At 51.3% G+C, this 26,688-nt stretch carries 29 protein-coding genes, 3 tRNA genes and 4 rRNA genes; 10 read left to right on the top strand and 26 right to left on the bottom strand.

Features of this window, described 5'->3' with window-relative positions:
• Positions 1-133 precede the first annotated feature (133 nt).
• From C813_RS25210 to C813_RS25195, 4 genes are all read left to right on the top strand, one after another.
• Positions 134-1,159 (top strand): amino acid ABC transporter substrate-binding protein, encoded by a 1,026-nt coding sequence (locus C813_RS25210; protein WP_017457274.1) that lies wholly within the window; start codon positions 134-136, stop codon positions 1,157-1,159.
• Positions 1,160-1,231: 72 nt separating this feature from the next.
• A complete protein-coding gene (locus C813_RS25205; RefSeq protein ID WP_017457273.1) occupies positions 1,232-2,413 on the top strand; it encodes an amino acid ABC transporter permease in 1,182 nt (393 codons plus the stop codon).
• A 9-nt stretch (positions 2,414-2,422) separates the two neighbouring features.
• Positions 2,423-3,526 (top strand): amino acid ABC transporter permease, encoded by a 1,104-nt coding sequence (locus C813_RS25200; protein ID WP_017457272.1) that lies wholly within the window; start codon positions 2,423-2,425, stop codon positions 3,524-3,526.
• A gap of 8 nt (positions 3,527-3,534) precedes the next feature.
• A complete protein-coding gene (locus tag C813_RS25195) occupies positions 3,535-4,293 on the top strand; it encodes an amino acid ABC transporter ATP-binding protein (RefSeq protein ID WP_017457271.1) in 759 nt (252 codons plus the stop codon).
• A 485-nt stretch (positions 4,294-4,778) separates the two neighbouring features.
• Here C813_RS25195 and rrf (C813_RS25190) read toward each other — a convergent pair.
• The 7 genes from rrf (C813_RS25190) to C813_RS25160 form a co-directional block, all read right to left on the bottom strand.
• Positions 4,779-4,894 (bottom strand): 5S ribosomal RNA (gene rrf, locus C813_RS25190).
• A gap of 39 nt (positions 4,895-4,933) precedes the next feature.
• Positions 4,934-5,009, bottom strand: a tRNA-Thr gene (locus C813_RS25185).
• A gap of 14 nt (positions 5,010-5,023) precedes the next feature.
• Positions 5,024-5,139, bottom strand: a 5S ribosomal RNA gene (rrf, locus tag C813_RS25180).
• A gap of 94 nt (positions 5,140-5,233) precedes the next feature.
• Positions 5,234-8,139 (bottom strand): 23S ribosomal RNA (locus C813_RS25175).
• A 181-nt stretch (positions 8,140-8,320) separates the two neighbouring features.
• Positions 8,321-8,396: transfer RNA gene (locus C813_RS25170), tRNA-Ala, on the bottom strand.
• A gap of 107 nt (positions 8,397-8,503) precedes the next feature.
• Positions 8,504-8,580: transfer RNA gene (locus C813_RS25165), tRNA-Ile, on the bottom strand.
• A 72-nt stretch (positions 8,581-8,652) separates the two neighbouring features.
• Positions 8,653-10,192, bottom strand: a 16S ribosomal RNA gene (locus C813_RS25160).
• Together the 16S, 23S and 5S rRNA genes with 3 tRNA genes alongside form the textbook arrangement of a ribosomal RNA operon.
• A 475-nt stretch (positions 10,193-10,667) precedes the next feature.
• Between C813_RS25160 and C813_RS25155 the strand changes: the two genes are divergently transcribed.
• A complete protein-coding gene (locus tag C813_RS25155) occupies positions 10,668-11,222 on the top strand; it encodes a gamma carbonic anhydrase family protein (protein WP_017460086.1) in 555 nt (184 codons plus the stop codon).
• Here the strand turns inward: C813_RS25155 and C813_RS25150 are convergent.
• Genes C813_RS25150 through dprA form a run of 6 tightly spaced genes read right to left on the bottom strand, consistent with a single transcriptional unit; the run spans position 11,198 to position 14,990 of the window.
• Positions 11,198-11,455, bottom strand: coding sequence for a DUF1488 family protein (locus tag C813_RS25150; RefSeq protein ID WP_017460085.1), 258 nt, complete (start codon positions 11,453-11,455; stop codon positions 11,198-11,200). The genes C813_RS25155 and C813_RS25150 overlap by 25 nt on opposite strands.
• A complete protein-coding gene (gene aroE, locus C813_RS25145) occupies positions 11,452-12,270 on the bottom strand; it encodes a shikimate dehydrogenase (RefSeq protein ID WP_017460084.1) in 819 nt (272 codons plus the stop codon). Before aroE ends, C813_RS25150 begins: the two co-directional genes overlap by 4 nt.
• Positions 12,271-12,274: 4 nt before the next feature.
• A complete protein-coding gene (gene tsaC, locus C813_RS25140; protein WP_017460083.1) occupies positions 12,275-12,847 on the bottom strand; it encodes an L-threonylcarbamoyladenylate synthase type 1 TsaC in 573 nt (190 codons plus the stop codon).
• Positions 12,837-13,394, bottom strand: a complete 558-nt coding sequence (locus C813_RS25135; RefSeq protein ID WP_017460082.1) for a DNA topoisomerase family protein — start codon at positions 13,392-13,394, stop codon at positions 12,837-12,839. Before C813_RS25135 ends, tsaC begins: the two co-directional genes overlap by 11 nt.
• 26 nt (positions 13,395-13,420) lie before the next feature.
• A complete protein-coding gene (smg, locus tag C813_RS25130; RefSeq protein WP_017460081.1) occupies positions 13,421-13,894 on the bottom strand; it encodes a DUF494 family protein Smg in 474 nt (157 codons plus the stop codon).
• Positions 13,866-14,990, bottom strand: coding sequence for a DNA-protecting protein DprA (dprA, locus tag C813_RS25125; RefSeq protein WP_017460080.1), 1,125 nt, complete (start codon positions 14,988-14,990; stop codon positions 13,866-13,868). Before dprA ends, smg begins: the two co-directional genes overlap by 29 nt.
• Before the next feature lie 129 nt (positions 14,991-15,119).
• Between dprA and def the strand changes: the two genes are divergently transcribed.
• From def to mscL, 5 genes are all read left to right on the top strand, one after another.
• Positions 15,120-15,629, top strand: a complete 510-nt coding sequence (gene def, locus C813_RS25120; RefSeq protein WP_007369833.1) for a peptide deformylase — start codon at positions 15,120-15,122, stop codon at positions 15,627-15,629.
• A gap of 21 nt (positions 15,630-15,650) precedes the next feature.
• The gene (gene fmt, locus C813_RS25115; RefSeq protein ID WP_017460079.1) at positions 15,651-16,598 is read left to right on the top strand and encodes a methionyl-tRNA formyltransferase; all 948 of its coding nucleotides are present in this window, start codon (positions 15,651-15,653) and stop codon (positions 16,596-16,598) included.
• A gap of 45 nt (positions 16,599-16,643) precedes the next feature.
• The gene (gene rsmB / locus C813_RS25110) at positions 16,644-17,933 is read left to right on the top strand and encodes a 16S rRNA (cytosine(967)-C(5))-methyltransferase RsmB (protein ID WP_017460078.1); all 1,290 of its coding nucleotides are present in this window, start codon (positions 16,644-16,646) and stop codon (positions 17,931-17,933) included.
• 22 nt (positions 17,934-17,955) lie between these two features.
• Positions 17,956-19,332: a Trk system potassium transporter TrkA gene (gene trkA / locus C813_RS25105; RefSeq protein WP_007369830.1), complete on the top strand. Its 1,377-nt coding sequence runs from the start codon at positions 17,956-17,958 to the stop codon at positions 19,330-19,332.
• A 142-nt stretch (positions 19,333-19,474) separates the two neighbouring features.
• Complete coding sequence (gene mscL / locus C813_RS25100; RefSeq protein WP_017460077.1) at positions 19,475-19,888, top strand: large-conductance mechanosensitive channel protein MscL; 414 nt, start codon at positions 19,475-19,477, stop codon at positions 19,886-19,888.
• Here the strand turns inward: mscL and C813_RS25095 are convergent.
• The 13 genes from C813_RS25095 to rpsE all read right to left on the bottom strand — a co-directional run bounded on the left by C813_RS25095 (position 19,885) and on the right by rpsE (position 26,682).
• Positions 19,885-20,097 (bottom strand): alternative ribosome-rescue factor A, encoded by a 213-nt coding sequence (locus tag C813_RS25095; RefSeq protein ID WP_017460076.1) that lies wholly within the window; start codon positions 20,095-20,097, stop codon positions 19,885-19,887. The genes mscL and C813_RS25095 overlap by 4 nt on opposite strands.
• A gap of 57 nt (positions 20,098-20,154) precedes the next feature.
• Complete coding sequence (gene zntR / locus C813_RS25090) at positions 20,155-20,586, bottom strand: Zn(2+)-responsive transcriptional regulator (protein WP_017460075.1); 432 nt, start codon at positions 20,584-20,586, stop codon at positions 20,155-20,157.
• Positions 20,587-20,588: 2 nt separating this feature from the next.
• Positions 20,589-20,957 carry a DnaJ family domain-containing protein gene (locus C813_RS25085; RefSeq protein WP_017460074.1) on the bottom strand — a complete coding sequence of 123 codons (369 nt, stop codon included), beginning with the start codon at positions 20,955-20,957 and terminating at the stop codon, positions 20,589-20,591.
• A gap of 108 nt (positions 20,958-21,065) precedes the next feature.
• Positions 21,066-21,452, bottom strand: coding sequence for a 50S ribosomal protein L17 (gene rplQ / locus C813_RS25080; RefSeq protein WP_001216372.1), 387 nt, complete (start codon positions 21,450-21,452; stop codon positions 21,066-21,068).
• A gap of 40 nt (positions 21,453-21,492) precedes the next feature.
• Positions 21,493-22,482: a DNA-directed RNA polymerase subunit alpha gene (locus C813_RS25075; protein WP_007369825.1), complete on the bottom strand. Its 990-nt coding sequence runs from the start codon at positions 22,480-22,482 to the stop codon at positions 21,493-21,495.
• Between the two features lie 25 nt (positions 22,483-22,507).
• Positions 22,508-23,128 carry a 30S ribosomal protein S4 gene (rpsD, locus tag C813_RS25070; RefSeq protein WP_003031138.1) on the bottom strand — a complete coding sequence of 207 codons (621 nt, stop codon included), beginning with the start codon at positions 23,126-23,128 and terminating at the stop codon, positions 22,508-22,510.
• 34 nt (positions 23,129-23,162) lie between these two features.
• Positions 23,163-23,552 carry a 30S ribosomal protein S11 gene (gene rpsK / locus C813_RS25065; protein ID WP_002919257.1) on the bottom strand — a complete coding sequence of 130 codons (390 nt, stop codon included), beginning with the start codon at positions 23,550-23,552 and terminating at the stop codon, positions 23,163-23,165.
• A gap of 16 nt (positions 23,553-23,568) precedes the next feature.
• Positions 23,569-23,925: a 30S ribosomal protein S13 gene (gene rpsM / locus C813_RS25060; RefSeq protein WP_007369824.1), complete on the bottom strand. Its 357-nt coding sequence runs from the start codon at positions 23,923-23,925 to the stop codon at positions 23,569-23,571.
• Positions 23,926-24,071: 146 nt separating this feature from the next.
• Positions 24,072-24,188 (bottom strand): 50S ribosomal protein L36, encoded by a 117-nt coding sequence (gene rpmJ, locus C813_RS25055; RefSeq protein WP_000868187.1) that lies wholly within the window; start codon positions 24,186-24,188, stop codon positions 24,072-24,074.
• Between the two features lie 30 nt (positions 24,189-24,218).
• Positions 24,219-25,550, bottom strand: a complete 1,332-nt coding sequence (gene secY, locus C813_RS25050; protein ID WP_007369823.1) for a preprotein translocase subunit SecY — start codon at positions 25,548-25,550, stop codon at positions 24,219-24,221.
• Between the two features lie 7 nt (positions 25,551-25,557).
• On the bottom strand, positions 25,558-25,992 hold the full coding sequence (gene rplO / locus C813_RS25045; RefSeq protein WP_007369822.1) for a 50S ribosomal protein L15: 435 nt from the start codon (positions 25,990-25,992) through the stop codon (positions 25,558-25,560).
• A gap of 3 nt (positions 25,993-25,995) precedes the next feature.
• On the bottom strand, positions 25,996-26,175 hold the full coding sequence (rpmD, locus tag C813_RS25040) for a 50S ribosomal protein L30 (RefSeq protein ID WP_001140434.1): 180 nt from the start codon (positions 26,173-26,175) through the stop codon (positions 25,996-25,998).
• Between the two features lie 6 nt (positions 26,176-26,181).
• Entirely contained in the window at positions 26,182-26,682 is a 501-nt protein-coding gene (rpsE, locus tag C813_RS25035) for a 30S ribosomal protein S5 (RefSeq protein WP_007369821.1), read from the bottom strand.
• Positions 26,683-26,688: the final 6 nt, after the last annotated feature.

Genomic DNA, 26,688 nt, shown 5'->3' with positions numbered 1-26,688 from the left:
CGCTAGCCAAATAACGCCACGCGCAAAACTGGCACTACCTTTGCTTTAAAGAGTATGGCCATCGCCACAGACAGGTTCAGGCGTTTCCCGAACGCCTTATATAACGATAAATTTTCGCCACACAGGATGCATTATGAAAAAGATGATGATCGCCAGCCTGGCCGCTGCCGGTGTACTGTTTGCTATCGCAAATCAGGCACATGCGGGCGCAACGCTGGATGCCGTTAAAAAGAAAGGTTTCGTACAATGCGGTATCAGCGACGGTCTGCCTGGCTTTTCCTACGCGGATGCGAGCGGTAAATTCACCGGTATCGACGTGGACGTTTGCCGCGGCGTTGCCGCCGCCGTATTCGGTGACGACACGAAAGTAAAATATACCCCGCTGACGGCCAAAGAGCGTTTTACCGCTCTGCAATCTGGCGAAGTGGATATGCTCTCCCGTAATACCACCTGGACCTCTTCCCGCGATGGCGGCATGGGCCTGTCATTCACTGGCGTAACCTATTACGACGGTATCGGCTTCCTGACCCATAACAAAGCGGGCCTGAAAAGCGCTAAAGAGCTGGACGGCGCAACCGTTTGTATTCAGGCGGGTACCGATACTGAACTGAACGTGGCGGATTACTTTAAATCCAACAAAATGAAATATACGCCGGTGACATTCGACCGTTCCGATGAATCCGCGAAAGCGCTGGAATCAGGCCGTTGCGACACACTCGCTTCCGACCAGTCGCAGCTGTATGCATTGCGTATCAAACTGAGCAACCCGGCAGAGTGGATCGTATTGCCGGAAGTGATCTCGAAAGAGCCGCTGGGGCCAGTGGTTCGCCGTGGTGATGATGACTGGTTCTCGATTGTTCGCTGGACGCTGTTCGCCATGCTGAACGCGGAAGAGATGGGTGTTAACTCGAAAAACGTTGATGAGAAAGCCGCTAACCCAGCAACGCCGGATATGGCGCACCTGTTAGGTAAAGAAGGTGACTTCGGTAAAGACCTGAAGCTGGATAACAAGTGGGCTTACAACATCATTAAGAAAGTCGGTAACTATTCAGAAATCTTTGAACGTAACGTCGGTTCTGAAAGCCCGCTGAAAATCAAACGCGGCCAGAACAACCTCTGGAACAATGGCGGTATTCAGTACGCTCCGCCAGTGCGCTAATACGTAAGTGCTGTAACGGGCGCTACGCTTGCGTGGCGCCCAGCCCAGAGTCATGGTTACTGAGGTTTTCCTATGTCCCATCGCCGCCCAACCGTGAAAGGCGCTATCTCCCTTTCTAACCCTGCGGTTCGCGCCTGGCTGTTTCAAATCCTTGCGATTATCGCCGTGGTCGTTGTCGCCATTTATTTGATACACAACACCGTTACTAACCTGAATAACCGCGGCATTACTTCCGGTTTTGCCTTTCTGGATCGCGCAGCCGGTTTTGGTATTGTTCAGCATCTTATTGATTATGAACAAGGTGACACCTACGGCCGCGTATTTCTTGTGGGTTTACTCAATACGTTGCTGGTTTCAGCGCTGTGTATTGTGTTCGCCTCGTTCCTTGGTTTTTTTCTTGGCCTCGCTCGCCTGTCGGAAAACTGGCTACTGCGGAAGCTATCGACCATTTATATCGAAACGTTCCGTAATATCCCGCCGCTGTTGCAGATCTTTTTCTGGTATTTCGCGGTGCTGCGTAACCTACCCGGCCCGCGCCAGGCGGTCAACGCAATGGAGCTGGTGTTTCTAAGCAACCGGGGCTTGTATATTCCCTCCCCGCAAATGGGCGAGGGCATGCTGGCGTTCGTGGGGGCGATAATCCTGGCGGTGGCTATCTCCGTCGGTCTGTTTCGCTTTAATAAAATGCATCAAATCAAAACCGGTCAGCTGCGCCGCACATGGCCTGCCGCGCTGGGATTGATTATTTTGCTGCCACTGGTCGCGCACTGGGTGTTTGGCGCAGCGCTGCACTGGGACGTTCCACAACTGCGCGGCTTCAACTTCCAGGGCGGTATGGTGCTGATCCCGGAACTCGCCGCACTTACCATTGCACTGTCGGTCTACACTTCCGCGTTTATCGCTGAGATTATCCGTTCAGGTATTCAGTCAGTGCCCTATGGGCAGCACGAAGCGGCACGTTCGCTCGGCTTGCCTAATCCAGTGACATTACGTCAGGTGATTATTCCGCAGGCGCTGCGCGTGATTATCCCTCCGCTGACCAGCCAGTATCTGAATATTGCCAAAAACTCCTCGCTTGCAGCGGCAATTGGTTATCCGGATATGGTGTCGCTGTTTGCCGGTACGGTGCTGAATCAGACCGGCCAGGCGATTGAAACTATCGCTATTACCATGTCGGTTTACTTGCTCATCAGCCTGTCGATTTCGTTGCTGATGAACATCTATAACCGCCGCATTGCCCTGATTGAGCGCTAAGGAACCTTGATGACAAAAGCCATTCTGTCTCCCTCCACGCGCCAGACACCTGCAGGAAGTAATGGCGCGATAGTGTGGGTACGAAAAAATCTGTTCTCCAGTTGGTCAAACTCGCTGCTGACGCTGCTGTGTCTGTGGTTAATGTGGGAGTTGATTCCCCCTTTGCTGGACTGGGCGCTGTTTCAGGCGAACTGGTTTGGTTCGACACGTGCCGATTGTACGAAAGCAGGCGCGTGCTGGGTGTTTATCCACGAGCGTTTTGGCCAGTTTATGTATGGCCTCTACCCGCATGATCAACGCTGGCGTATTAATGTGGCGCTGCTCGTTGGCCTGCTCTCTATCGCACCAATGTTCTGGAAGGCGCTGCCGCGTCGCGGGCGTTATATCGCTTGCTGGGCGGTAATTTATCCGCTTGTCGTGTGGTGGTTGTTGTTTGGTGGATTTCTCGGGCTGGAACGGGTTGAAACCCGCCAGTGGGGCGGTCTGACTCTGACATTGATCATCGCCTCTGTTGGTATTGCTGGCGCACTGCCACTGGGGATTTTGCTGGCGTTGGGTCGCCGTTCGAAAATGCCGGTAGTTCGCGTGTTATCGGTCATTTTCATTGAGTTCTGGCGCGGCGTTCCCTTAATTACCGTACTGTTTATGTCCTCGGTGATGCTGCCGCTGTTTATGTCGGAAGGTACCAGTATCGATAAACTGATCCGTGCGCTGGTCGGTGTGATCCTGTTTCAGTCCGCTTATGTGGCGGAGGTGGTGCGTGGCGGCTTGCAGGCGCTGCCGAAGGGGCAATATGAAGCGGCGGAATCTCTGGCACTGGGGTACTGGAAAACGCAAGGGCTGGTGATCTTACCGCAGGCGCTGAAGCTGGTGATCCCGGGGCTTGTGAACACCATCATTGCTCTGTTCAAAGATACGAGTCTGGTGATCATCATCGGCTTGTTTGATCTGTTCAGCAGCGTACAGCAAGCCACGGTCGATCCTGCATGGCTTGGGATGTCCACCGAAGGCTATGTTTTTGCTGCCTTAGTTTACTGGGTTTTCTGTTTTAGCATGTCGCGCTACAGCCAGCATCTGGAAAAGCGCTTTAACACCGGGCGTACACCGCACTGAGGATCCCCATGAGTAATACAACTATGCAATCTGCCGACGCGATGATTACGCTCGAAAATGTGAATAAGTGGTACGGGCAGTTCCATGTACTGAAAGATATTAATCTCAATGTGAAACAGGGCGAGCGCATTGTGCTTTGTGGCCCGTCCGGTTCTGGAAAATCGACAACAATCCGCTGCATTAACCATCTGGAAGAGCATCAACAAGGGCGCATTGTCGTTGATGGTATAGAGTTAAACGAAGATATCCGCAATATCGAAAAGATCCGCCAGGAAGTGGGGATGGTATTCCAGCACTTCAACTTGTTCCCGCATCTGACCGTGCTGCAAAACTGCACGTTGGCGCCGATTTGGGTACGTAAAATGCCTAAGAAGGAGGCTGAAGCGCTGGCAATGCATTATCTTGAACGTGTGCGCATTGCCGAGCATGCGCATAAGTTTCCGGGGCAGATTTCCGGTGGTCAGCAGCAACGTGTGGCGATCGCGCGTTCATTATGTATGAAGCCTAAAATCATGCTGTTCGATGAACCAACTTCAGCGCTGGATCCGGAGATGGTGAAAGAGGTGCTAGACACCATGATTGGGCTAGCGCAGTCCGGCATGACAATGTTGTGCGTCACCCATGAAATGGGTTTTGCGCGCACCGTGGCCGATCGCGTGATCTTTATGGATCGGGGTGAAATCGTTGAACAGGCACCACCGGAAGAGTTCTTCGCGAATCCGAAATCAGAACGTACTCGCGCGTTTTTGTCGCAGGTTATTCATTGATTTCTATGCAATTGTTACAGGCCACTTCATACAGGTGGCCTTTTTTATTGCAGAAGCACGTCCTGAAGTATGCTTATCAAAAGGTTTATTTCCGACTTTATTTCTTTGGCTACGATATCACTGAACTGGCTGAGCGCGCTTCTTAAAAATTCCGGGACACGCCAGCTAGTACGGGCTTACATGCAAGCGGTTCTTTGCTTCTTATGTACTTGCTTGCTTTCCTGAAGTTACCGACCCTCGCAGGTGGAGGCCCCACGCTACCATTGGCGCTACGCATTTCACTTCTAAGTTAGTGAGCTTGATGTCTGGCTGTTGATGAGGAACGGCTTGATCGCTACCTTTCACGTTCTGTGGTACTTAAGCTTATTGATGCTCAAGGGGCTACGCATCAGGGGAAAATGACTTGGGTGCGACCGCCATGCCTGGTGCCGCAGTAGAATAGCAAAAGGCCCAGTCTTTCGACTGGGCCTTTTGCTTTATTTGATGCCTGGCAGTTCCCTACTCTCGCATGGGGAGACCCCACACTACCATCGGCGCTACGGCGTTTCACTTCTGAGTTCGGCATGGGGTCAGGTGGGACCACCGCGCTAGTGCCGCCAGGCAAATTCTTTTCTAAGTGCCGAACTTTAACCGTTATAACTGGTGCTGATACCCAGAGTCGAACTGGGGACCTCACCCTTACCAAGGGTGCGCTCTACCAACTGAGCCATATCAGCACACTAAATTTGATGCCTGGCAGTTCCCTACTCTCGCATGGGGAGACCCCACACTACCATCGGCGCTACGGCGTTTCACTTCTGAGTTCGGCATGGGGTCAGGTGGGACCACCGCGCTAGTGCCGCCAGGCAAATTCTGTTTATCAGACCGCTTTTACGTTCTGATGTAATCTGTCATCAAGCTGATTTCATGTCTCTCACCGCCAAAACATCTTCGGCGTTGTAAGGTTAAGCCTCACGGTTCATTAGTACCGGTTAGCTCAACGCATCGCTGCGCTTACACACCCGGCCTATCAACGTCGTCGTCTTCAACGTTCCTTCAGGAGACTTAAAGTCTCAGGGAGAACTCATCTCGGGGCAAGTTTCGTGCTTAGATGCTTTCAGCACTTATCTCTTCCGCATTTAGCTACCGGGCAGTGCCATTGGCATGACAACCCGAACACCAGTGATGCGTCCACTCCGGTCCTCTCGTACTAGGAGCAGCCCCCCTCAATTCTCCAGCGCCCACGGCAGATAGGGACCGAACTGTCTCACGACGTTCTAAACCCAGCTCGCGTACCACTTTAAATGGCGAACAGCCATACCCTTGGGACCTACTTCAGCCCCAGGATGTGATGAGCCGACATCGAGGTGCCAAACACCGCCGTCGATATGAACTCTTGGGCGGTATCAGCCTGTTATCCCCGGAGTACCTTTTATCCGTTGAGCGATGGCCCTTCCATTCAGAACCACCGGATCACTATGACCTGCTTTCGCACCTGCTCGCGCCGTCACGCTCGCAGTCAAGCCAGCTTATGCCATTGCACTAACCTCCTGATGTCCGACCAGGATTAGCTGACCTTCGTGCTCCTCCGTTACGCTTTAGGAGGAGACCGCCCCAGTCAAACTACCCACCAGACACTGTCCGCAACCCGGATTACGGGTCCACGTTAGAACACCAGCCATTAAAGGGTGGTATTTCAAGGATGGCTCCACGCAGACTGGCGTCCACGCTTCAAAGCCTCCCACCTATCCTACACATCAAGGACCAGTGTTCAGTGTCAAGCTATAGTAAAGGTTCACGGGGTCTTTCCGTCTTGCCGCGGGTACACTGCATCTTCACAGCGAGTTCAATTTCACTGAGTCTCGGGTGGAGACAGCCTGGCCATCATTACGCCATTCGTGCAGGTCGGAACTTACCCGACAAGGAATTTCGCTACCTTAGGACCGTTATAGTTACGGCCGCCGTTTACCGGGGCTTCGATCAAGAGCTTCTCCTTACGGATGACCCCATCAATTAACCTTCCGGCACCGGGCAGGCGTCACACCGTATACGTCCACTTTCGTGTTTGCACAGTGCTGTGTTTTTAATAAACAGTTGCAGCCAGCTGGTATCTTCGACTGATTTCAGCTCCACGAGCAAGTCGCTTCACCTACATATCAGCGTGCCTTCTCCCGAAGTTACGGCACCATTTTGCCTAGTTCCTTCACCCGAGTTCTCTCAAGCGCCTTGGTATTCTCTACCTGACCACCTGTGTCGGTTTGGGTACGATTTCGTGTTACCTGGAGCTTAGAGGCTTTTCCTGGAAGCAGGGCATTTGTTACTTCAGCACCGTGGTGCCTCGTCATCACGCCTCAGTGTTAAAGCACTCCGGATTTGCCTGGAGCACACACCTTCACGCTTAAACCGGGACAACCGTCGCCCGGCTAACATAGCCTTCTCCGTCCCCCCTTCGCAGTAACACCAAGTACAGGAATATTAACCTGTTTCCCATCGACTACGCCTTTCGGCCTCGCCTTAGGGGTCGACTCACCCTGCCCCGATTAACGTTGGACAGGAACCCTTGGTCTTCCGGCGAGCGGGCTTTTCACCCGCTTTATCGTTACTTATGTCAGCATTCGCACTTCTGATACCTCCAGCAACCCTCACAGGCCACCTTCGCAGGCTTACAGAACGCTCCCCTACCCAACAACACAATAGTGTCGCTGCCGCAGCTTCGGTGCATGGTTTAGCCCCGTTACATCTTCCGCGCAGGCCGACTCGACCAGTGAGCTATTACGCTTTCTTTAAATGATGGCTGCTTCTAAGCCAACATCCTGGCTGTCTGGGCCTTCCCACATCGTTTCCCACTTAACCATGACTTTGGGACCTTAGCTGGCGGTCTGGGTTGTTTCCCTCTTCACGACGGACGTTAGCACCCGCCGTGTGTCTCCCGTGATAACATTCTCCGGTATTCGTAGTTTGCATCGGGTTGGTAAGCCGGGATGGCCCCCTAGCCGAAACAGTGCTCTACCCCCGGAGATGAATTCACGAGGCGCTACCTAAATAGCTTTCGGGGAGAACCAGCTATCTCCCGGTTTGATTGGCCTTTCACCCCCAGCCACAGGTCATCCGCTAATTTTTCAACATTAGTCGGTTCGGTCCTCCAGTTAGTGTTACCCAACCTTCAACCTGCCCATGGCTAGATCACCGGGTTTCGGGTCTATACCCTGCAACTTAACGCCCAGTTAAGACTCGGTTTCCCTTCGGCTCCCCTATTCGGTTAACCTTGCTACAGAATATAAGTCGCTGACCCATTATACAAAAGGTACGCAGTCACCCCATCAAGAGGCTCCCACTGCTTGTACGTACACGGTTTCAGGTTCTTTTTCACTCCCCTCGCCGGGGTTCTTTTCGCCTTTCCCTCACGGTACTGGTTCACTATCGGTCAGTCAGGAGTATTTAGCCTTGGAGGATGGTCCCCCCATATTCAGACAGGATACCACGTGTCCCGCCCTACTCATCGAGCTCACAGCCTGTGTGCTTTTGTGTACGGGGCTGTCACCCTGTATCGCGCGACTTTCCAGACGCTTCCACTAACACACAAGCTGATTCAGACTCTGGGCTCCTCCCCGTTCGCTCGCCGCTACTGGGGGAATCTCGGTTGATTTCTTTTCCTCGGGGTACTTAGATGTTTCAGTTCCCCCGGTTCGCCTCATTAACCTATGGATTCAGTTAATGATAGTGTGACGAGTCACACTGGGTTTCCCCATTCGGACATCGCCGGCTATAACGGTTCATATCACCTTACCGGCGCTTTTCGCAGATTAGCACGTCCTTCATCGCCTCTGACTGCCAGGGCATCCACCGTGTACGCTTAGTCGCTTAACCTCACAACCCGAAGATGTTTCTTTCGATTCATCATCGCGCTGCAAAAATTTGAGAGACTCACAGAACAGTTCGCACTGTTCAGTGTTTCAATTTTCAGCTTGATCCAGATTTTTAAAGAGCAAAACTTCGCAGCACACACAGAATGTGTACTCTGAAGTTTTCTTGTGCCGAACAGTAAAGATGGTGGAGCTATGCGGGATCGAACCGCAGACCTCCTGCGTGCAAAGCAGGCGCTCTCCCAGCTGAGCTATAGCCCCATCGTAGTTAAATCCCGTTACCTTGAATTCGTTACCGGGCGAGGCGTGTTGAAGCGAAGCATACTGAAGTATGTGAGCGTCAACACAACAAAGCACGGGAGCGAATTTGGTAGGCCTGAGTGGACTTGAACCACCGACCTCACCCTTATCAGGGGTGCGCTCTAACCACCTGAGCTACAAGCCTGCAGAGATTTTTTACTGCTCGTTATTTCATCAGACAATCTGTGTGGACACTGCAGAGGCAGGTTCTTTAAGGTAAGGAGGTGATCCAACCGCAGGTTCCCCTACGGTTACCTTGTTACGACTTCACCCCAGTCATGAATCACAAAGTGGTAAGCGCCCTCCCGAAGGTTAAGCTACCTACTTCTTTTGCAACCCACTCCCATGGTGTGACGGGCGGTGTGTACAAGGCCCGGGAACGTATTCACCGTGGCATTCTGATCCACGATTACTAGCGATTCCGACTTCATGGAGTCGAGTTGCAGACTCCAATCCGGACTACGACGCACTTTATGAGGTCCGCTTGCTCTCGCGAGGTCGCTTCTCTTTGTATGCGCCATTGTAGCACGTGTGTAGCCCTGGTCGTAAGGGCCATGATGACTTGACGTCATCCCCACCTTCCTCCAGTTTATCACTGGCAGTCTCCTTTGAGTTCCCGGCCGGACCGCTGGCAACAAAGGATAAGGGTTGCGCTCGTTGCGGGACTTAACCCAACATTTCACAACACGAGCTGACGACAGCCATGCAGCACCTGTCTCACAGTTCCCGAAGGCACCAAAGCATCTCTGCTAAGTTCTGTGGATGTCAAGACCAGGTAAGGTTCTTCGCGTTGCATCGAATTAAACCACATGCTCCACCGCTTGTGCGGGCCCCCGTCAATTCATTTGAGTTTTAACCTTGCGGCCGTACTCCCCAGGCGGTCTATTTAACGCGTTAGCTCCGGAAGCCACGCCTCAAGGGCACAACCTCCAAATAGACATCGTTTACGGCGTGGACTACCAGGGTATCTAATCCTGTTTGCTCCCCACGCTTTCGCACCTGAGCGTCAGTCTTCGTCCAGGAGGCCGCCTTCGCCACCGGTATTCCTCCAGATCTCTACGCATTTCACCGCTACACCTGGAATTCTACCTCCCTCTACGAGACTCAAGCCTGCCAGTTTCGGATGCAGTTCCCAGGTTGAGCCCGGGGATTTCACATCCGACTTGACAGACCGCCTGCGTGCGCTTTACGCCCAGTAATTCCGATTAACGCTTGCACCCTCCGTATTACCGCGGCTGCTGGCACGGAGTTAGCCGGTGCTTCTTCTGCGGGTAACGTCAATGAATAAGGTTATTAACCTTACTCCCTTCCTCCCCGCTGAAAGTACTTTACAACCCGAAGGCCTTCTTCATACACGCGGCATGGCTGCATCAGGCTTGCGCCCATTGTGCAATATTCCCCACTGCTGCCTCCCGTAGGAGTCTGGACCGTGTCTCAGTTCCAGTGTGGCTGGTCATCCTCTCAGACCAGCTAGGGATCGTCGCCTAGGTGAGCCGTTACCCCACCTACTAGCTAATCCCATCTGGGCACATCTGATGGCAAGAGGCCCGAAGGTCCCCCTCTTTGGTCTTGCGACGTTATGCGGTATTAGCTACCGTTTCCAGTAGTTATCCCCCTCCATCAGGCAGTTTCCCAGACATTACTCACCCGTCCGCCACTCGTCACCCGAGAGCAAGCTCTCTGTGCTACCGTTCGACTTGCATGTGTTAGGCCTGCCGCCAGCGTTCAATCTGAGCCATGATCAAACTCTTCAATTTAAAAGTTTGATGCTCAATGAATTAAACTTTGTAATGAATTACGTGTTCACTCACTGAGACTTGGTATTCATTTTTCGTCCGAGGACGTTTAAGAATCCAGTCACCCTGAGTGCCCACACAGATTGTCTGATAAATTGTTAAAGAGCAGGTGCGACGCGCTTTAGCGCTCTGTCGCGAGGTGGCGTATATTACGCTTTCCTCTTTCAGAGTCAACCCTGATTTTCAGGATTTTTTCTCTTCCGTTTTCTCGACTATCTCGTGAAGTGATTCACGTTGTCGGGTCAACGGAGGCGCATTATAGGGATCCCAATTTTTTGCACAAGTCTTTTTGCGATCTTTTTTTCTGACTGCTGTTTTTTCATTCTTTTCGCTGCGATCCCGTACGATCTGCTCAAATAATGGTGCGTAAAAGGGTTGCAGAAGGCCTTCCTTGCGATCAAAGTCATTATCTCGGCCTGTTTTTGATGAGGTAATTATGTCTACCGTTTTACGTCCTTATAAGGATCTGCGACCCCAAATAGGTCAGCGGGTAATGATCGACGCCACCAGCGTGGTGATTGGTGATGTCAGAATTGCTGACGATGTAGGTATTTGGCCATTAGTCGTGATTCGCGGTGATGTGAATTATGTTGAGATCGGCGCACGCAGCAACATTCAAGACGGTAGCGTTCTCCACGTCACGCACAAATCTTCTTATAACCCAGAAGGCGATCCGCTGCTCATCGGCGAAGATGTTACTGTTGGGCATAAAGTGATGTTGCATGGCTGCGTTATCGGCAAGCGTGTCCTTGTCGGCATGGGCTCGATCTTACTCGATGGGGCTATTATTGAAGATGATGTAATGATCGGCGCAGGTAGCCTGGTCCCCCAAAATAAACGTCTGGAAAGTGGTTACCTTTATTTGGGCAGTCCGGTAAAACAGATCCGCCCCCTGACGCAAGCGGAGCTTGAAGGGTTGAAATACTCAGCCCAAAATTACGTGAAATGGAAAGATGAATATCTGAATCAGGATAACCAGACAATCCCCTGATCATCCTCTTCTTGCTGGCGGATCAACTGTTCCGCCTCCTCTTCCAGATCCCAACGATGTTCACGAAATACCGCCAGGTAGTTTTCCGGTGTTTCACCACCAAAGCGCTTTGCCAGTGTCTCGCCTTTAATGGCACAAGTAAGTTGCATACCATTAACCAACGCGGGAAAACAGACAGCACCAGTTGCGCCATCCCACCCTTCGCGATCCGGAAACTGAATGGCCTGGTTCATTTTGCCAGTTCCTGTTTCAGCAGATTGATTACCGGTTCAACATCGGGCAATACGCCATGCCATAGCAACACCGCATGCGCAGCCTGCCCGACCAACATGCCTAAACCATCCGCACATTTTTTCGCACCTGAATTTTCACACCAACTCAGAAATGGCGTCGATCCTTTCTGATAGAACATGTCATAGCAATAAAGCTCGGGATGGATAAGCGCATTCGGTAACGCGGGGATCTCCCCGCCAATACCACTGGAAGTCGCGTTAATGATCAAATCGAATTCATGGCTCGCTAAATTATCCATAGCGACAGCATCAATGCTACCGGTGTGAGCAAAAAGCTTAGCCAGCGTTTGCGCCTTAGAAAAAGTGCGGTTGGTAACAGTCACGGCGCAATCCAGCGACAGTAAAGGAAGAATAACGCCGCGCGCCGCCCCACCCGCCCCGATAAGCAGAATGCGAAACCCCGGGCGAATAAAAGAGAGGCGTTCGAGATCGCTCAACAAGCCAATCCCATCCGTGTTATCGCCCAGCAGACGGCCATCTTCAAGGCGTTTAAGCGTGTTTACCGCCCCAGCCATCGCGGCACGTTCTGTGAGTTCGTTCGCGCGAGCAAATGCTTCCTCTTTAAAAGGCACGGTAACATTCGCGCCTTTTCCACCATCGGTAAAAAAAGCATCCAGCGTCTGCACAAAACCATCTACCGGAGCCAGAACTCGGCCATAAGAATGTTCAATACCCAGTTGCTGAGCAAATTGCTGATGAATAAACGGAGACTTGCTGTGAGCAATAGGGTTGCCAAAGACAGCGTAGGATTCCATACAGTTACCCCTGACGGAAAAGTTCGCCGGTAAGGGCGTCACGAATTTCAGAGGGATTTTGCCGGCCTCCGGTCGGTGCATCAACAACCGGGAAGTCTGGACCAAATTGGTCAATAACTTCCTGCGCTGTTCGACAAGGCGGCAAACCCGATAAATTAGCGCTCGTTGATACCAGCGGTTTTCCGTAAGCCTCACACAGCGCGATCACCGTTTGATGGTCGGTCACGCGCACGGCCAGCGAGTCAAATTGCCCGGTTAGCCAGCGCGGCGTGTTCGGTTTCGCCGGGAAAACAAACGTTACCGGTCCGGGCCAGCAGGCAAAAATCGTCTGACGCTGCTCGTCGGTCAGCATGCTGTCATCAATATAGGGTTTGAGTTGATCAAAACTGGCAGCAATAAGGATGAGACCTTTATCAACCGGGCGTTGTTTTAGTTCAAGCAAGCGATGAACAGCAATCTCACTGTCCGGGTCGCAGCCGACACCGAAAACAGCTTCTGTTGGATAAGCGATGACGTGTTCTTTGTTCAGGATCTCTACCGCCGCCGCGATAGGATCTGTTGGCAGGTTATTCTTCACGAGTTTGTTCCGCCGTTACCGGCTGTCCACATTGTTTACTGGCGCAGAAGCGTTTCACGCATTGCGCGGTTTTCTTCTCGATAAGTAGCGGGTAGTGGCATACAAGACATTCGCCCGCCACCGGTTTGAAATTAATAACGAACTGGCAATCAGGGTAACGATCGCAGGAATAAAACGTCTTACCATATCGGGAGCGGCGTTGGACAAGGCTCCCGCTTCGGCACTGTGGGCAAGTGATTGCGGTATCGTCGGGCTTATCAATCATTTCGGTATGTTCACACTCAGGATACTGGCTGCACCCAATGAACATCCCGAAACGTCCCTGGCGCAAGACTAGCGCGGCTCCGCACACAGGACAGTGCTGCCCGTCCAGAACTTTAACAATATGTCCATCCGCCTGACTTTTCAGCGGGCGAACATAATCGCATTCCGGATAATGAGAACATCCGAGAAACGGACCGTGTTTCCCGGAGCGGATAACAAGTTCAGCCCCGCACTGTGGGCAGGGCTCGTTATTACGCACCGAAAAGAGTGCTGATTTGGCCATAACGACTCTTGAAGCTGCAAAAATGATTAGTGCAGCATACCTTCATTCGCTTCAAAGAGTAATTCTTCCATTTGCTGGTAGGCGTTTTCACACCCAGGGATATTGAAGAGAACCATCAGAATGACCCATTTCAGATCTTCTAACTCGAACTCTGCCGTATCCAGCGCCAGCACCCGTTCAATCACCATTTCTCGCGTTTCGAGGTTTAGCACCTGAATCTGCTCCAGGAATAACAAGAATCCCCGGCAACTGGCATCCAGCCTTTCACACTCTTCTGCTGTATAAATACGGACAGAAAGCGGATCAGAAGCAAGCTGCATCGGTTCGGCGAGGCCTTCCTGATAATCAGCCAGCTTTTCCAGCCACAAAAGTGCATTGTAGATGTCTTCACGATCAAATCCGGCGTCGGTAAGATCCCGTTCCAGTTTGTCCTGATCCACACGCAATTCCGCTTCGTTATGGATGTAAGTCTCAAACAAGTACATTAGTACGTCGAACATGGCTTGCCCTCCTCAATCGGACATAGCCGCCGGGTACAGCTGCGATCCATCCTGCTAACTCCAGTTCAAGCAACTGAGCTGCGATGACTGGCACAGGTTGGCCGGCACGTTCAGCGACGACGTCAACAGGTGTTACCTCATCTCCTACGTTAGCCAGGAGCTCAGGAAATGGCAATGCCACCTCTTCTTGATCTGGAGAATAAATTGCATTTTCGCGTACGTCAGACAACCAATTCAGCCCATATTGCAAATTTTCGAGGATCTCATCAGCCGATGTTACCGGTATTGCTCCTTGTTTGATTAACCAGTGCGGCCCTTCGCTGCCAGGGCTACCAATAGGACCGGGTAATGCAAAAACATCACGGCCTTGTTCAAGCGCAATCCGCGCGGTTACCAGTGAACCACTACGCAAAGCGGCTTCTACAACCAGTACTCCACGGCTGAGACCACTGATGATACGGTTGCGGCGCGGAAAATTACCCGGCTTCGGCGTAACCGCGAGGGGAAATTCGGATACCAATGCACCACCGCTTTCAATTAATTCTGCTGCAAGCGAAGCATGCTTGCGCGGATAGAGGCTGTATAAACCGTTCCCCAGTACGCCAATGCTTTTTCCATTAACCTGTAAAGCCGCCCGGTGGGCCACGCTATCGATCCCCAACGCCATGCCACTGGTAATCGTTAACCCCGCATGAGCAAGCACTTCACAAAAAATCCGCCCCCACCGCTCGCCATACCATGAATGTGCGCGGCTCCCAACAACAGCCAGTTGTTGTGTTGCCAGTACCGCTGGATTGCCTTTAACAAAAATAGCACCGGGAAAATCAGGAATAGCGCGCAAAGGTGCAGGATAAGCCGGATCGCTGGCAATAATTAAATGATTACCAGGTTGTGCAAGCCAGTTAAGGCTCTTTTCAAGCTCACATGCAGAAAGAGAGAAAAAGCGCTGCGTCTGCGCTTCTGTAAACCCAATGAGCCGAAGTTCAGCGAAGGATGCGCTCTGGTTTTGTTCCAGCCACTGTGCTGCATTCAGCCATTGATCGCCACACAGTGTGGTCACCTGTAACAACCGCAGCCAAATCTCCGTGCTTGTCATCCTTTATCCCCTGCCATAAGCCGCTGTAGCAATCCTTGCGATTGGTCACTGATGCTGTCAATCACGGGGGGATTTGTCTAGAATAGAGGTAATATTCTCATCAACTCCTGAACACGACTCTGGATATTTATGGCAGTTTTGCATGTGTTACATATTCCGGACGAGCGCCTTCGCAAAGTCGCCGAGCCGGTAAAAGAAGTGAATGCGGACATTCAACGTATCGTCGATGATATGTTTGAAACGATGTACGCAGAAGAAGGTATTGGCCTGGCAGCAACGCAGGTTGATATTCACCAGCGCATCATCGTGATCGACGTTTCCGAAAATCGCGATGAGCAATTAGTGTTGATTAACCCCGAGCTGCTGGAAAAAAGCGGGGAAACCGGTATTGAAGAAGGTTGCCTGTCTATTCCGGAACAACGTGCGCTGGTACCTCGTGCAGAGAAAGTAAAAATCCGCGCACTGGATCGTGACGGAAAAACATTCGAACTGGAAGCCGACGGTCTTCTGGCAATCTGCATTCAGCATGAGATGGATCATCTGGTCGGTAAGCTGTTTATTGATTACCTGTCGCCGATGAAACGTCAGCGCATTCGCCAGAAAGTTGAAAAACTGGATCGCATGAACGCCCGCGCATAAAACGGGCTGAAAAGGATAAACGTGTCAGATTCTCTACGTATTATTTTCGCCGGCACTCCGGATTTTGCAGCGCGTCATCTTGACGCGCTGTTGTCTTCTGAGCATCAGGTGGTGGGAGTTTTTACTCAGCCAGACCGACCTGCAGGTCGCGGTAAAAAGCTGATGCCAAGCCCAGTAAAAGTGCTGGCGGAAGAAAAAGGCCTGCCAGTGTTTCAACCCGCATCGTTACGTGCAGAGGAAAACCAGCAGTTGGTTGCCAATCTTCACGCCGATGTGATGGTGGTGGTGGCATACGGTCTGATCCTGCCAAAAGCAGTGCTGGCCATGCCGCGCCTGGGTTGCATTAATGTTCACGGTTCACTGCTACCACGCTGGCGCGGCGCGGCACCTATTCAGCGCTCGCTATGGGCAGGTGATGCGGAAACGGGCGTCACTATCATGCAAATGGATGTGGGTCTGGATACTGGCGACATGCTGTTTAAACTCGCATGTCCGATTACCGATGAAGACACCAGTGCCACGCTGTATGACAAACTGGCAGAGCTCGGTCCGCAGGGGTTAATTGCCACGTTGCAACAGCTTGTTCAGGGCACAGCACAACCGCAGGTGCAAGACGAAGCGCAGGTCACTTACGCAGAGAAGCTCAGTAAAGAAGAAGCACGCCTGGACTGGTCGCTCAGCGCCACCCAGCTTGAACGATGCATTCGTGCCTTCAACCCCTGGCCAATGAGCTGGTTTGTGGTTGATGAGCAACCAGTGAAAGTCTGGAAAGCGTCGGTTATTCCGTCTAAATCAACAGAGAAACCCGGCACAATCGTCGATGTGTCGAAAGCGGGTATTCAGGTTGCAACTGCTGACGGAATACTGAATCTTGAATCGCTGCAGCCTGCCGGTAAAAAAGCAATGAGCGCGCAGGATCTGCTGAATTCGCGGCGGGAATGGTTTGCCCCTGGCAACCACCTGGCCTGAGAGTATTTTAGCCCGGCTTGCCGGGCATTTTTTATTTTTATCGCCATGAAAAAACAAATAAATTTACGCAGCATGGCTGCGCAGGCAGTTGAGCAGGTCATAGAACAAGGGCAATCGCTCAGCAATATCCTGCCGCCGTTGCAACAAAAAGTTTCCGACAAAGATAAAGCGCTGCTGCAAGAGCTGTGCTTTGGTGTTTTGCGCGTTTTGCCACAGCTCGACTGGCTCATCAATAAATTGATGTCACGTCCAATGACGGGCAAGCAGCGCACAGTGCACTATCTGATCATGGTTGGGTTTTATCAGCTTTTGCATACGCGCATCCCTGCGCATGCTGCGCTGGCAGAAACCGTGGAAGGCGCGGTGGTCATTAAGCGCCCGCAGCTTAAAGGCTTGATTAATGGCGTATTACGTCAATTCCAGCGTCAACAGGAAGAGTTGCTGGCAGAGTTCGCCCAAAGCGAAAATCATTTTCTGTTCCCGAAGTGGCTGTTAAACCGTGTGCAAAAGGCCTATCCACACCACTGGCAACACATTGTCGAAGCCAGTAATCAGCGCCCGCCGATGTGGCTGCGTGTCAATCGTCAGCACAACACACGCGATAGCTGGTTAGCATTGCTAGAAGAAGCCGGTTTGCAAGGATCTCCGCATCCGGATTATCCCGATGCAGTTCGTCTGGCGAGCCCTGCACCAGTCACTGCTCTGCCGGGGTTTGCCGAGGGTTGGGTTACCGTACAGGATGCTTCTGCTCAGGGTTGCATTGCTTTTCTTACGCCCAAAAACGGTGAACGCATTCTCGATCTGTGTGCTGCGCCCGGAGGCAAAACCACTCATATTCTCGAGGCCGCTCCAGAGGCCAGCGTGTTGGCGGTAGATATCGACGACCAGCGCTTGTCGCGTGTTTACGACAACCTAAAACGGCTGGGCATGAAAGCGCAGGTAAAACAGGGGGATGGGCGTTTCCCGGAGCAATGGTGTGGTGATGAACAATTCGATCGTATCCTGCTGGATGCGCCTTGCTCAGCGACGGGGGTTATTCGACGCCATCCCGATATCAAATGGCTGCGTCGCGATCGCGATATTTCAGAACTAGCGCAGCTGCAATCGCAAATTCTGGATGCTATCTGGCCGCATTTGAAACCAGGCGGTACCCTGGTGTATGCAACATGTTCCATCTTGCCGGAAGAGAACAGTCAGCAGGTCGCAGCCTTCCTCAAGCGTACATCTGATGCGCAGCTGAACGAAACAGGTACACCGGAAAACCCTGGCTTGCAGAAACTGCCAGGTGCGGAAGAAGGCGATGGTTTCTTTTACGCTAAGATAATCAAACAGTGATGGGAACAACGGGTCACAACAGATGAAAATAATTATTCTGGGTGCAGGACAGGTTGGTGGAACGCTGGCAGAAAACCTGGTCGGAGAGAATAACGATATTACCGTTGTTGATACTAATGGCGACCGTCTGCGTAGTTTGCAGGACAAATTCGATCTCCGCGTCGTACAAGGCCACGGTTCTCACCCCCGCGTGCTACGCGAAGCTGGCGCTGACGATGCCGATATGCTGGTTGCGGTGACCAGCTCGGATGAAACCAATATGGTTGCCTGCCAGGTCGCTTACTCACTGTTTAACACGCCGAACCGTATTGCCCGCATCCGCTCACCAGACTATGTTCGCGACGCAGATAAGCTTTTTCACTCAGAAGCCGTTCCCATCGATCATCTGATCGCGCCGGAGCAACTGGTTATCGACAGTATTTACCGCCTCATCGAATATCCTGGCGCATTACAGGTTGTGAATTTTGCCGAAGGCAAAGTCAGTCTGGCTGTGGTGAAAGCGTATTATGGTGGCCCGTTGGTTGGAAATGCGTTGTCAACCATGCGTGAGCATATGCCGCATATTGATACTCGCGTTGCTGCTATTTTTCGCCATGACAGGCCTATTCGCCCGCAAGGCTCAACCATTGTTGAAGCAGGCGATGAGGTATTTTTTATTGCCGCATCGCAGCATATCCGTGCCGTTATGAGTGAACTTCAGCGGCTGGAAAAACCGTATAAACGCATTATGCTAGTTGGCGGGGGTAATATCGGCGCCGGTCTGGCTCGTCAGTTGGAAAAAGACTACAGCGTGAAGCTGATCGAGCGCGATCAACAACGTGCTGCGGAGCTGGCCGAGAAGCTGCAAAACACGATCGTTTTTTATGGTGACGCCTCAGATCAAGAATTACTGGCCGAAGAGCATATCGATCAGGTGGATCTTTTTATTGCTGTTACCAATGACGACGAAGCTAACATTATGTCTGCAATGCTGGCCAAACGGATGGGAGCCAAGAAAGTGATGGTGCTCATTCAGCGCCGCGCTTATGTTGATTTGGTTCAGGGAAGTGTGATTGATATTGCCATATCGCCGCAACAGGCGACTATTTCCGCTCTGCTTAGCCATGTGCGTAAAGCGGATATCGTTGGCGTTTCATCCTTACGTCGCGGTGTCGCAGAAGCAATTGAAGCGGTTGCACACGGAGACGAAACGACATCCCGTGTTGTCGGCCGCGTTATTGATGAAATTAAATTGCCGCCAGGCACAATCATCGGTGCTGTCGTACGAGGAAATGATGTCATGATTGCCAATGATAATTTGCGGATTGAGCAAGGCGACCATGTGATTATGTTTTTAACGGACAAAAAATATATCACGGACGTCGAGCGTTTATTTCAGCCGAGCCCATTCTTCCTGTAATACTCCGGGCGCAATTATGCGCCCGCACATTATTCCCCGCTTTCATCAGGGTTTAAGAAATCATTACAATTACCCTGCCCAAATGGAAATTGATCGGTAATTTGTTAGACTTGATCCGACAGTCTGCACATGGAGAAGGGATATGAGCATTTTGAAAGAGTTCCGTGAATTTGCAATGCGCGGAAATGTGGTGGATTTGGCAGTTGGTGTCATCATCGGTGCAGCTTTCGGCAAAATTGTGTCGTCATTGGTTGCCGATATCATTATGCCGCCGCTGGGGCTATTAATTGGCGGGATAGATTTTAAATCGTTTGCGTGGACGCTACGCGGCGCGCAGGGCGACGTTCCCGCTGTCGTTATGCACTACGGCGTGTTTATTCAGAACATCTTTGATTTCATCATCGTCGCTTTTGCAATTTTCATCGCGATTAAGCTGATCAATAAGCTGAAACGTAAGCAAGAAGAAGAACCGAAAGCACCACCGGCACCGAGTAAAGAAGAAGTGTTGCTGAGTGAAATTCGCGATTTGCTGAAAGAGCAAAATAATCGCAATTAAGTAAATGCAAGAAGGCCAGTGGTAAATAAGCGATTCGCTTGCTTGCCACTGGCCTCCTGAAAGCCTTTTTTTGCGTGCTTGCCTTTCCGTAAATAACTTCCTTTCCCTTTCTTGTTTTTCTCAATACGTTGGCGAAATAACGGATCATGTAACAAAGCTTCAATCGCGTTATCGTTGATCTGCCCTTTCGTATGCTGATAGCGGCTCATAACGTCTCCAGATTGTGTATTAAAACGGCCGGAGTGTAGATCTCTCTGCGCAGAAGATCAACAGGCCGTTGTGGTCGGGTTACCACTCGCCCCCTGTTCAAGGGCTTCGAGAATAGAACAATAAACGCTGCTGTGCGCTGTACCACAACATGCATCGTTCAGTTTTTGCAATGAACGACGCATGGACTGCAACTCTTCAATGCGCGCTTCAACCTCACTCAATCGAGCCTGCACAATACTTTTCGACTCCTGGCAAGTGTGATGTTCAGGATCAATACGGATCGACAACAGTTCACGGATGGATTCGAGGGTAAACCCTAATTGCCGGGCATGGCGAATAAATTTGAGCCGTTGCAGATCCTTATCCGTATAAAGACGAAATCCGCCTTCCGTTCTGACTTCATGATCCATCATTTGCTGTTTTTCGTAGTAACGGATCGTATCTGGCGTGACTTCTGCAAGTTTCGCTATTTCACCAATGCGGTACATGATTACTCCTCATTAATTTTTTGCTGCAGTTTGTCGGCGTAATCGCCTCGCAGGAAATCGGTGCTTAAGCCAGCCTGGCGCAGCTTCATTTCCAGTAACGACAAACGGCGATGCAATAGCTGGAAATCCGGGTGATCGTGCTGCACGCTATTGAGCAGATCGATAAGCATCACGGCTTCTTTACGGTATTCCAGTTCTGGTGGCAGGCAGCCAGCATTTTTCAGCAAGCGATACCCAGCGCGCAGCTCCGCAGGGATATGAGAATCATCATCCAGCAACAACGGCTCACCGCTGCCGGGTAGATTGTCAAATTCGCCTTTTTGCTGAGCATCGAGAATATGGCGTTCTGCCCACTGATCAAGTAACCACATAACGGCTCACGAGGGAATGAACAAAAAAGATACATACATTGTAGGGAAGAGGTAGCACGACCGATATAAAAAAACCCGCCGAAGCGGGTTTCTTTACGTTACTACAGATTACTCTGCAGCAGCTTCTGCTTTCGATTCAGAGCGATCAACCAGCTCGATGTAAGCCATCGGCGCGTTGTCACCAGCACGGAAGCCACACTTCAGAATACGAGTGTAACCACCGGCACGGCTCGCGAAACGCGGGCCCAGCTCGTTAAACAGTTTTGCCACGATCTCGTTATCACGAGTGCGGGCGAATGCCAGACGACGATTAGCAACGCTATCCGTCTTGGCAAGAGTAATCAGCGGCTCAACTACGCGACGCAGCTCTTTCGCTTTCGGCAGGGTCGTCTTGATGATCTCATGACGAACCAGAGAGCCTGCCATGTTACGGAACATGGCCTGGCGATGGCTGCTGTTGCGGTTCAGTTGACGACCACTCTTACGATGGCGCATGACCTTATCCTTCTCAGTAAAACCTTAACCTGTGATCCGGTTACTCGTCAGCAATGCTTGCCGGCGGCCAATTTTCCAGGCGCATGCCCAGAGACAGACCGCGGGAGGCCAGCACGTCTTTAATCTCGGTAAGAGATTTTTTACCCAGGTTCGGCGTTTTCAGCAACTCAACCTCGGTACGCTGTACCAGATCACCGATATAGTGGATAGCTTCTGCCTTGAGGCAGTTAGCAGAGCGGACAGTCAATTCCAGATCGTCAACAGGGCGCAGCAGAATCGGATCGAATTCTGGTTTCTCTTCTTTAACTTCCGGCTGACGTACATCACGTAAATCAACGAAAGCTTCAAGTTGTTCAGCCAGAATGGTTGCCGCACGACGAATCGCCTCTTCAGGATCGATTGTGCCGTTGGTTTCCATTTCGATGACCAGCTTGTCCAGGTCGGTACGCTGTTCAACACGTGCTGCTTCAACATTGTAGGCAATACGCTCTACAGGGCTGTAGCAGGCGTCAACGAGCAGACGGCCGATTGGGCGCTCATCTTCTTCCGAATGAATTCGGGCAGACGCCGGAACATAACCACGACCGCGCTGAACTTTGATACGCATATTGATAGATGCGTTCTCATCGGTCAGGTGGCAGATCACATGCTGCGGCTTGACGATTTCGACATCACCGTCGTGGGTAATGTCGGCTGCGGTCACAGGGCCAATGCCAGATTTATTCAGAGTAAGAATAACATCATCTTTACCCTGAACTCTCACCGCCAGCCCTTTCAGGTTGAGCAGGATTTCAAGGATATCTTCCTGAACGCCTTCTTTGGTGCTGTACTCATGAAGTACACCATCAATCTCAACCTCAGTCACCGCGCAACCCGGCATCGATGAGAGCAGAATACGGCGCAGTGCGTTACCCAGAGTATGGCCAAAGCCACGCTCTAAAGGCTCAAGGGTCACCTTGGCGTGCGTCGAACTCACTTGCTCGATATCTACCAGGCGCGGTTTTAGAAACTCTGTCACAGAACCCTGCATTGTGTCCTCTCTTTGGTACTAAGCTTTACTTGGAGTAAAGCTCGACGATCAGGTGTTCGTTAATGTCCGCAGACAGATCAGAACGCTCCGGCTTACGCTTGAACGTGCCTTCCATCTTGCCAGCATCAACTTCCAGCCAGGTTGGCTTTTCACGCTGCTCAGCCAGCTCCAGAGCGGCTTTCACGCGAGACTGCTTTTTCGCTTTCTCACGAATGCTAACAACGTCATTCGGACTAACCTGATAAGAAGCGATGTTAACAACACGACCGTTTACCATGATTGCTTTGTGGCTAACCAGCTGGCGTGCTTCAGCACGAGTGGCGCCAAAGCCCATACGGTATACAACGTTGTCCAGACGACCTTCCAGCAGACCCAACAGGTTTTCACCGGTGTTGCCTTTCAGACGTGCTGCTTCTTTGTAGTAGTTACGGAACTGACGCTCCAGCACACCGTAAATACGGCGAACTTTTTGCTTTTCACGCAACTGCACACCATAGTCAGACAGACGCGGTTTACGCGCACCGTGCTGGCCAGGAGCTTGTTCAATTTTACACTTGGTATCGATCGCGCGAACGCCAGACTTAAGGAACAGGTCTGTGCCCTCACGACGGCTCAGCTTGAGCTTAGGACCCAAATATCTTGCCATTTTCTTTCTCCAACAATCCTAGAAAACGACCGCGTTATACGCGACGTTTTTTCGGCGGACGACAACCGTTGTGAGGGATCGGAGTCACATCAGTAATATTAGTGATGCGGAAACCAGCGGCGTTCAGAGCACGAATAGTAGATTCGCGGCCCGGACCCGGTCCCTTAACCATAACTTCCAGATTCTTGATACCGTATTCTTTTACGGCTTCAGCGCAACGCTCTGCTGCAACCTGAGCTGCAAACGGAGTGGATTTGCGAGAACCACGGAAACCGGAACCACCGGCTGTTGCCCAACCCAGCGCGTTACCCTGACGATCAGTAATAGTAACGATGGTGTTGTTGAAAGAAGCATGGATATGAGCCACGCCGTCAGAGACTTGTTTTCTTACACGTTTACGTGCACGAATTGGTGCCTTTGCCATTATTCAATCACCCCGATTATTTCTTGATCGGTTTGCGCGGACCCTTACGGGTACGTGCGTTGGTCTTGGTACGCTGACCGCGAACCGGGAGACCACGACGATGACGCAAACCGCGATAGCAACCAAGATCCATCAGGCGCTTGATGCTCATGCTAATTTCACGGCGCAGATCACCTTCAACGACAAATTTGGCAACTTCGTCACGCAGCGTGTCGATTTGTTCTTCAGACAGCTCACTGATCTTAACATTTTCAGCGATGCCCGCAGCAGCCAGAATGGCTTGAGAGCGGGTTTTACCGACGCCATAGATCGAAGTTAATGCGATCACAGCATGTTTCTGATCAGGAATGTTAATGCCTGCTATACGGGCCACTATGCACTCCTATAATTTTACTTGCACGCACCATGCTGAAAAGCCCGTTTTCAGGATACTCAAATGGAAACGTACAGACATACAAAAGATTGGCTGGCTAATCTAGCCAGCTCAACCCAACTTTGCAAGAAAAATATGCGAAATAATCAGCCTTGGCGCTGTTTATGCTTCGGCTCGGCACTGCAAATCACGCGGATGACGCCATCACGCTTAACGATTTTGCAGTTACGGCATAATTTCTTGACGGAAGCACGAACTTTCATTTTTACTCTCCGTAACTTCTCGGGCGACCATTAACGGCCATAGCCTTTCAGGTTCGCCTTCTTCAATGCAGACTCATACTGACTGGACATCATCAGAGTTTGCACTTGAGCCATAAAGTCCATAATCACGACAACAACGATAAGCAGTGACGTCCCACCAAAATAGAACGGTACCTTCATCGCATCACGCATGAACTCCGGGATCAGGCAGATAAAAGTAATATAAAGCGCACCGACCAAAGTCAGGCGGGTCATTACTTTATCGATATACTTCGCCGTTTGCTCTCCCGGACGAATTCCTGGTACAAATGCACCGGACTTCTTCAGGTTATCTGCTGTTTCTCGCGGGTTGAAAACCAACGCCGTATAAAAGAAACAGAAGAAGATGATTGCAGACGCATAGAGTAACACATAAAGCGGTTGCCCAGGCTGCAAATACAGCGAAATTGTTGTCAGCCAGTTCCAACCAGTACCGCCCCCGAACCATGACGCGATGGTTGCAGGGAACAGAATAATACTGGAAGCGAAGATTGCAGGGATTACCCCCGCCATATTCACTTTCAGCGGTAAATGTGTGCTCTGAGCAGCATAGACACGACGACCTTGCTGACGTTTTGCGTAGTTCACCACGATGCGGCGTTGACCACGTTCAACGAAAACAACAAAGAACGTCACTGCGAATACTAATACTGCAACCAACAGCAACAGGAGGAAGTGCAGGTCGCCTTGACGCGCTTGCTCGATAGTATGGGCAATGGCTGGCGGAAGACCCGCCACGATGCCGGCAAAGATAATGATCGAGATACCGTTGCCGATACCGCGTTCAGTAATCTGTTCACCGAGCCACATCAGGAACATAGTTCCTGTAACCAGACTCACAACAGCAGTGAAGTAGAATGCAAAGCCTGGGTTCATAACCAGACCTTGCATACCAGGCATATTCGGTAAACCGGTAGCAATACCGATCGACTGAAATATCGCCAACACCAGAGTGCCGTAACGGGTGTACTGACTGATCTTACGACGGCCAGACTCCCCTTCTTTCTTCAACTCTGCCAGGGCCGGATGAACGACCGTTAACAGCTGGATGATAATTGATGCCGAAATATACGGCATGATACCCAATGCAAAGATAGAAGCACGACTAAGAGCACCACCAGAGAACATGTTAAACATCTCAATGATGGTGCCACGCTGTTGCTCAAGCAGTTTGGCAAGTACAGCGGCATCAATACCAGGGATCGGAATAAAAGAGCCAATACGGAAAACAATCAACGCACCGATAACAAACAGCAGTCTGCGTTTCAGTTCGCCAATTCCACCCTTGGCACTTTGAAAATCTAATCCCGGTTGTTTAGCCATCTGCTACTTATTCCTCAATTTTACCGCCAGCAGCTTCGATAGCAGCACGAGCGCCTTTCGTCACACGCAGGCCACGAACAGTTACCGGACGAGCTACTTCACCAGCCAGGATCACTTTCGCGAACTCGATCTGGATGCCGATAATGTTAGCCGCTTTCAGCGTGTTCAGGTCAACTACGTCGCCTTCTACTTTAGCCAGATCGGACAGACGAATCTCTGCCGTGATCATTGCTTTGCGAGAAGTAAAACCGAATTTCGGCAGACGACGATACAGTGGCATCTGACCACCCTCGAAACCGCGACGTACGCCACCGCCAGAACGAGATTTCTGACCTTTGTGACCACGACCACCGGTTTTACCGAGGCCAGAACCGATACCACGACCCAGGCGTTTACCCGCCTTTTTGGAGCCTTCGGCCGGAGACAGAGTATTTAAACGCATCTCTTACTCCTCAACTTTAACCATGAAGGAAACCGCGTTGACCATACCGCGAACCGCAGGAGTATCCTCACGTTCAACAGTATGACCAATACGACGCAGACCCAGGCCAAGCAGCGTTGCCTTGTGTTTCGGCAGACGACCGATTGCACTGCGGGTTTGAGTGATTTTAATAGTCTTTGCCATGGTCAATTACCCCAGAATTTCTTCAACGGATTTACCACGCTTGGCAGCGACCATTTCCGGGGATTTCATATTTTCCAGACCATCAATAGTTGCACGAACCACGTTAATCGGGTTGGTGGAACCATATGCTTTAGCCAGAACGTTATGAACCCCAGCGACTTCCAGAACGGCGCGCATTGCACCACCGGCAATAATACCGGTACCTTCGGAAGCCGGCTGCATGAATACACGAGAACCCGTGTGAGTACCCTTAACCGGGTGCTGCAGGGTGCCGTGGTTCAGCGCGACGTTAATCATATTGCGACGGGCTTTTTCCATCGCTTTCTGGATCGCTGCCGGAACTTCGCGGGCTTTACCGTAACCAAAACCAACGCGACCGTTACCATCGCCAACAACAGTCAGAGCTGTGAAGGAGAAAATACGACCACCTTTAACGGTTTTAGATACGCGGTTTACCGCGATCAGCTTTTCCTGCAGTTCGCCAGCTTGTTTTTCGATGTGAGCCATCTTACA

Source organism: Kosakonia sacchari SP1, from assembly GCF_000300455.3.
Classification (GTDB): Bacteria; Pseudomonadota; Gammaproteobacteria; order Enterobacterales; family Enterobacteriaceae; genus Kosakonia; species Kosakonia sacchari.
This window is presented reverse-complemented; position numbering and strand designations above follow the sequence as displayed.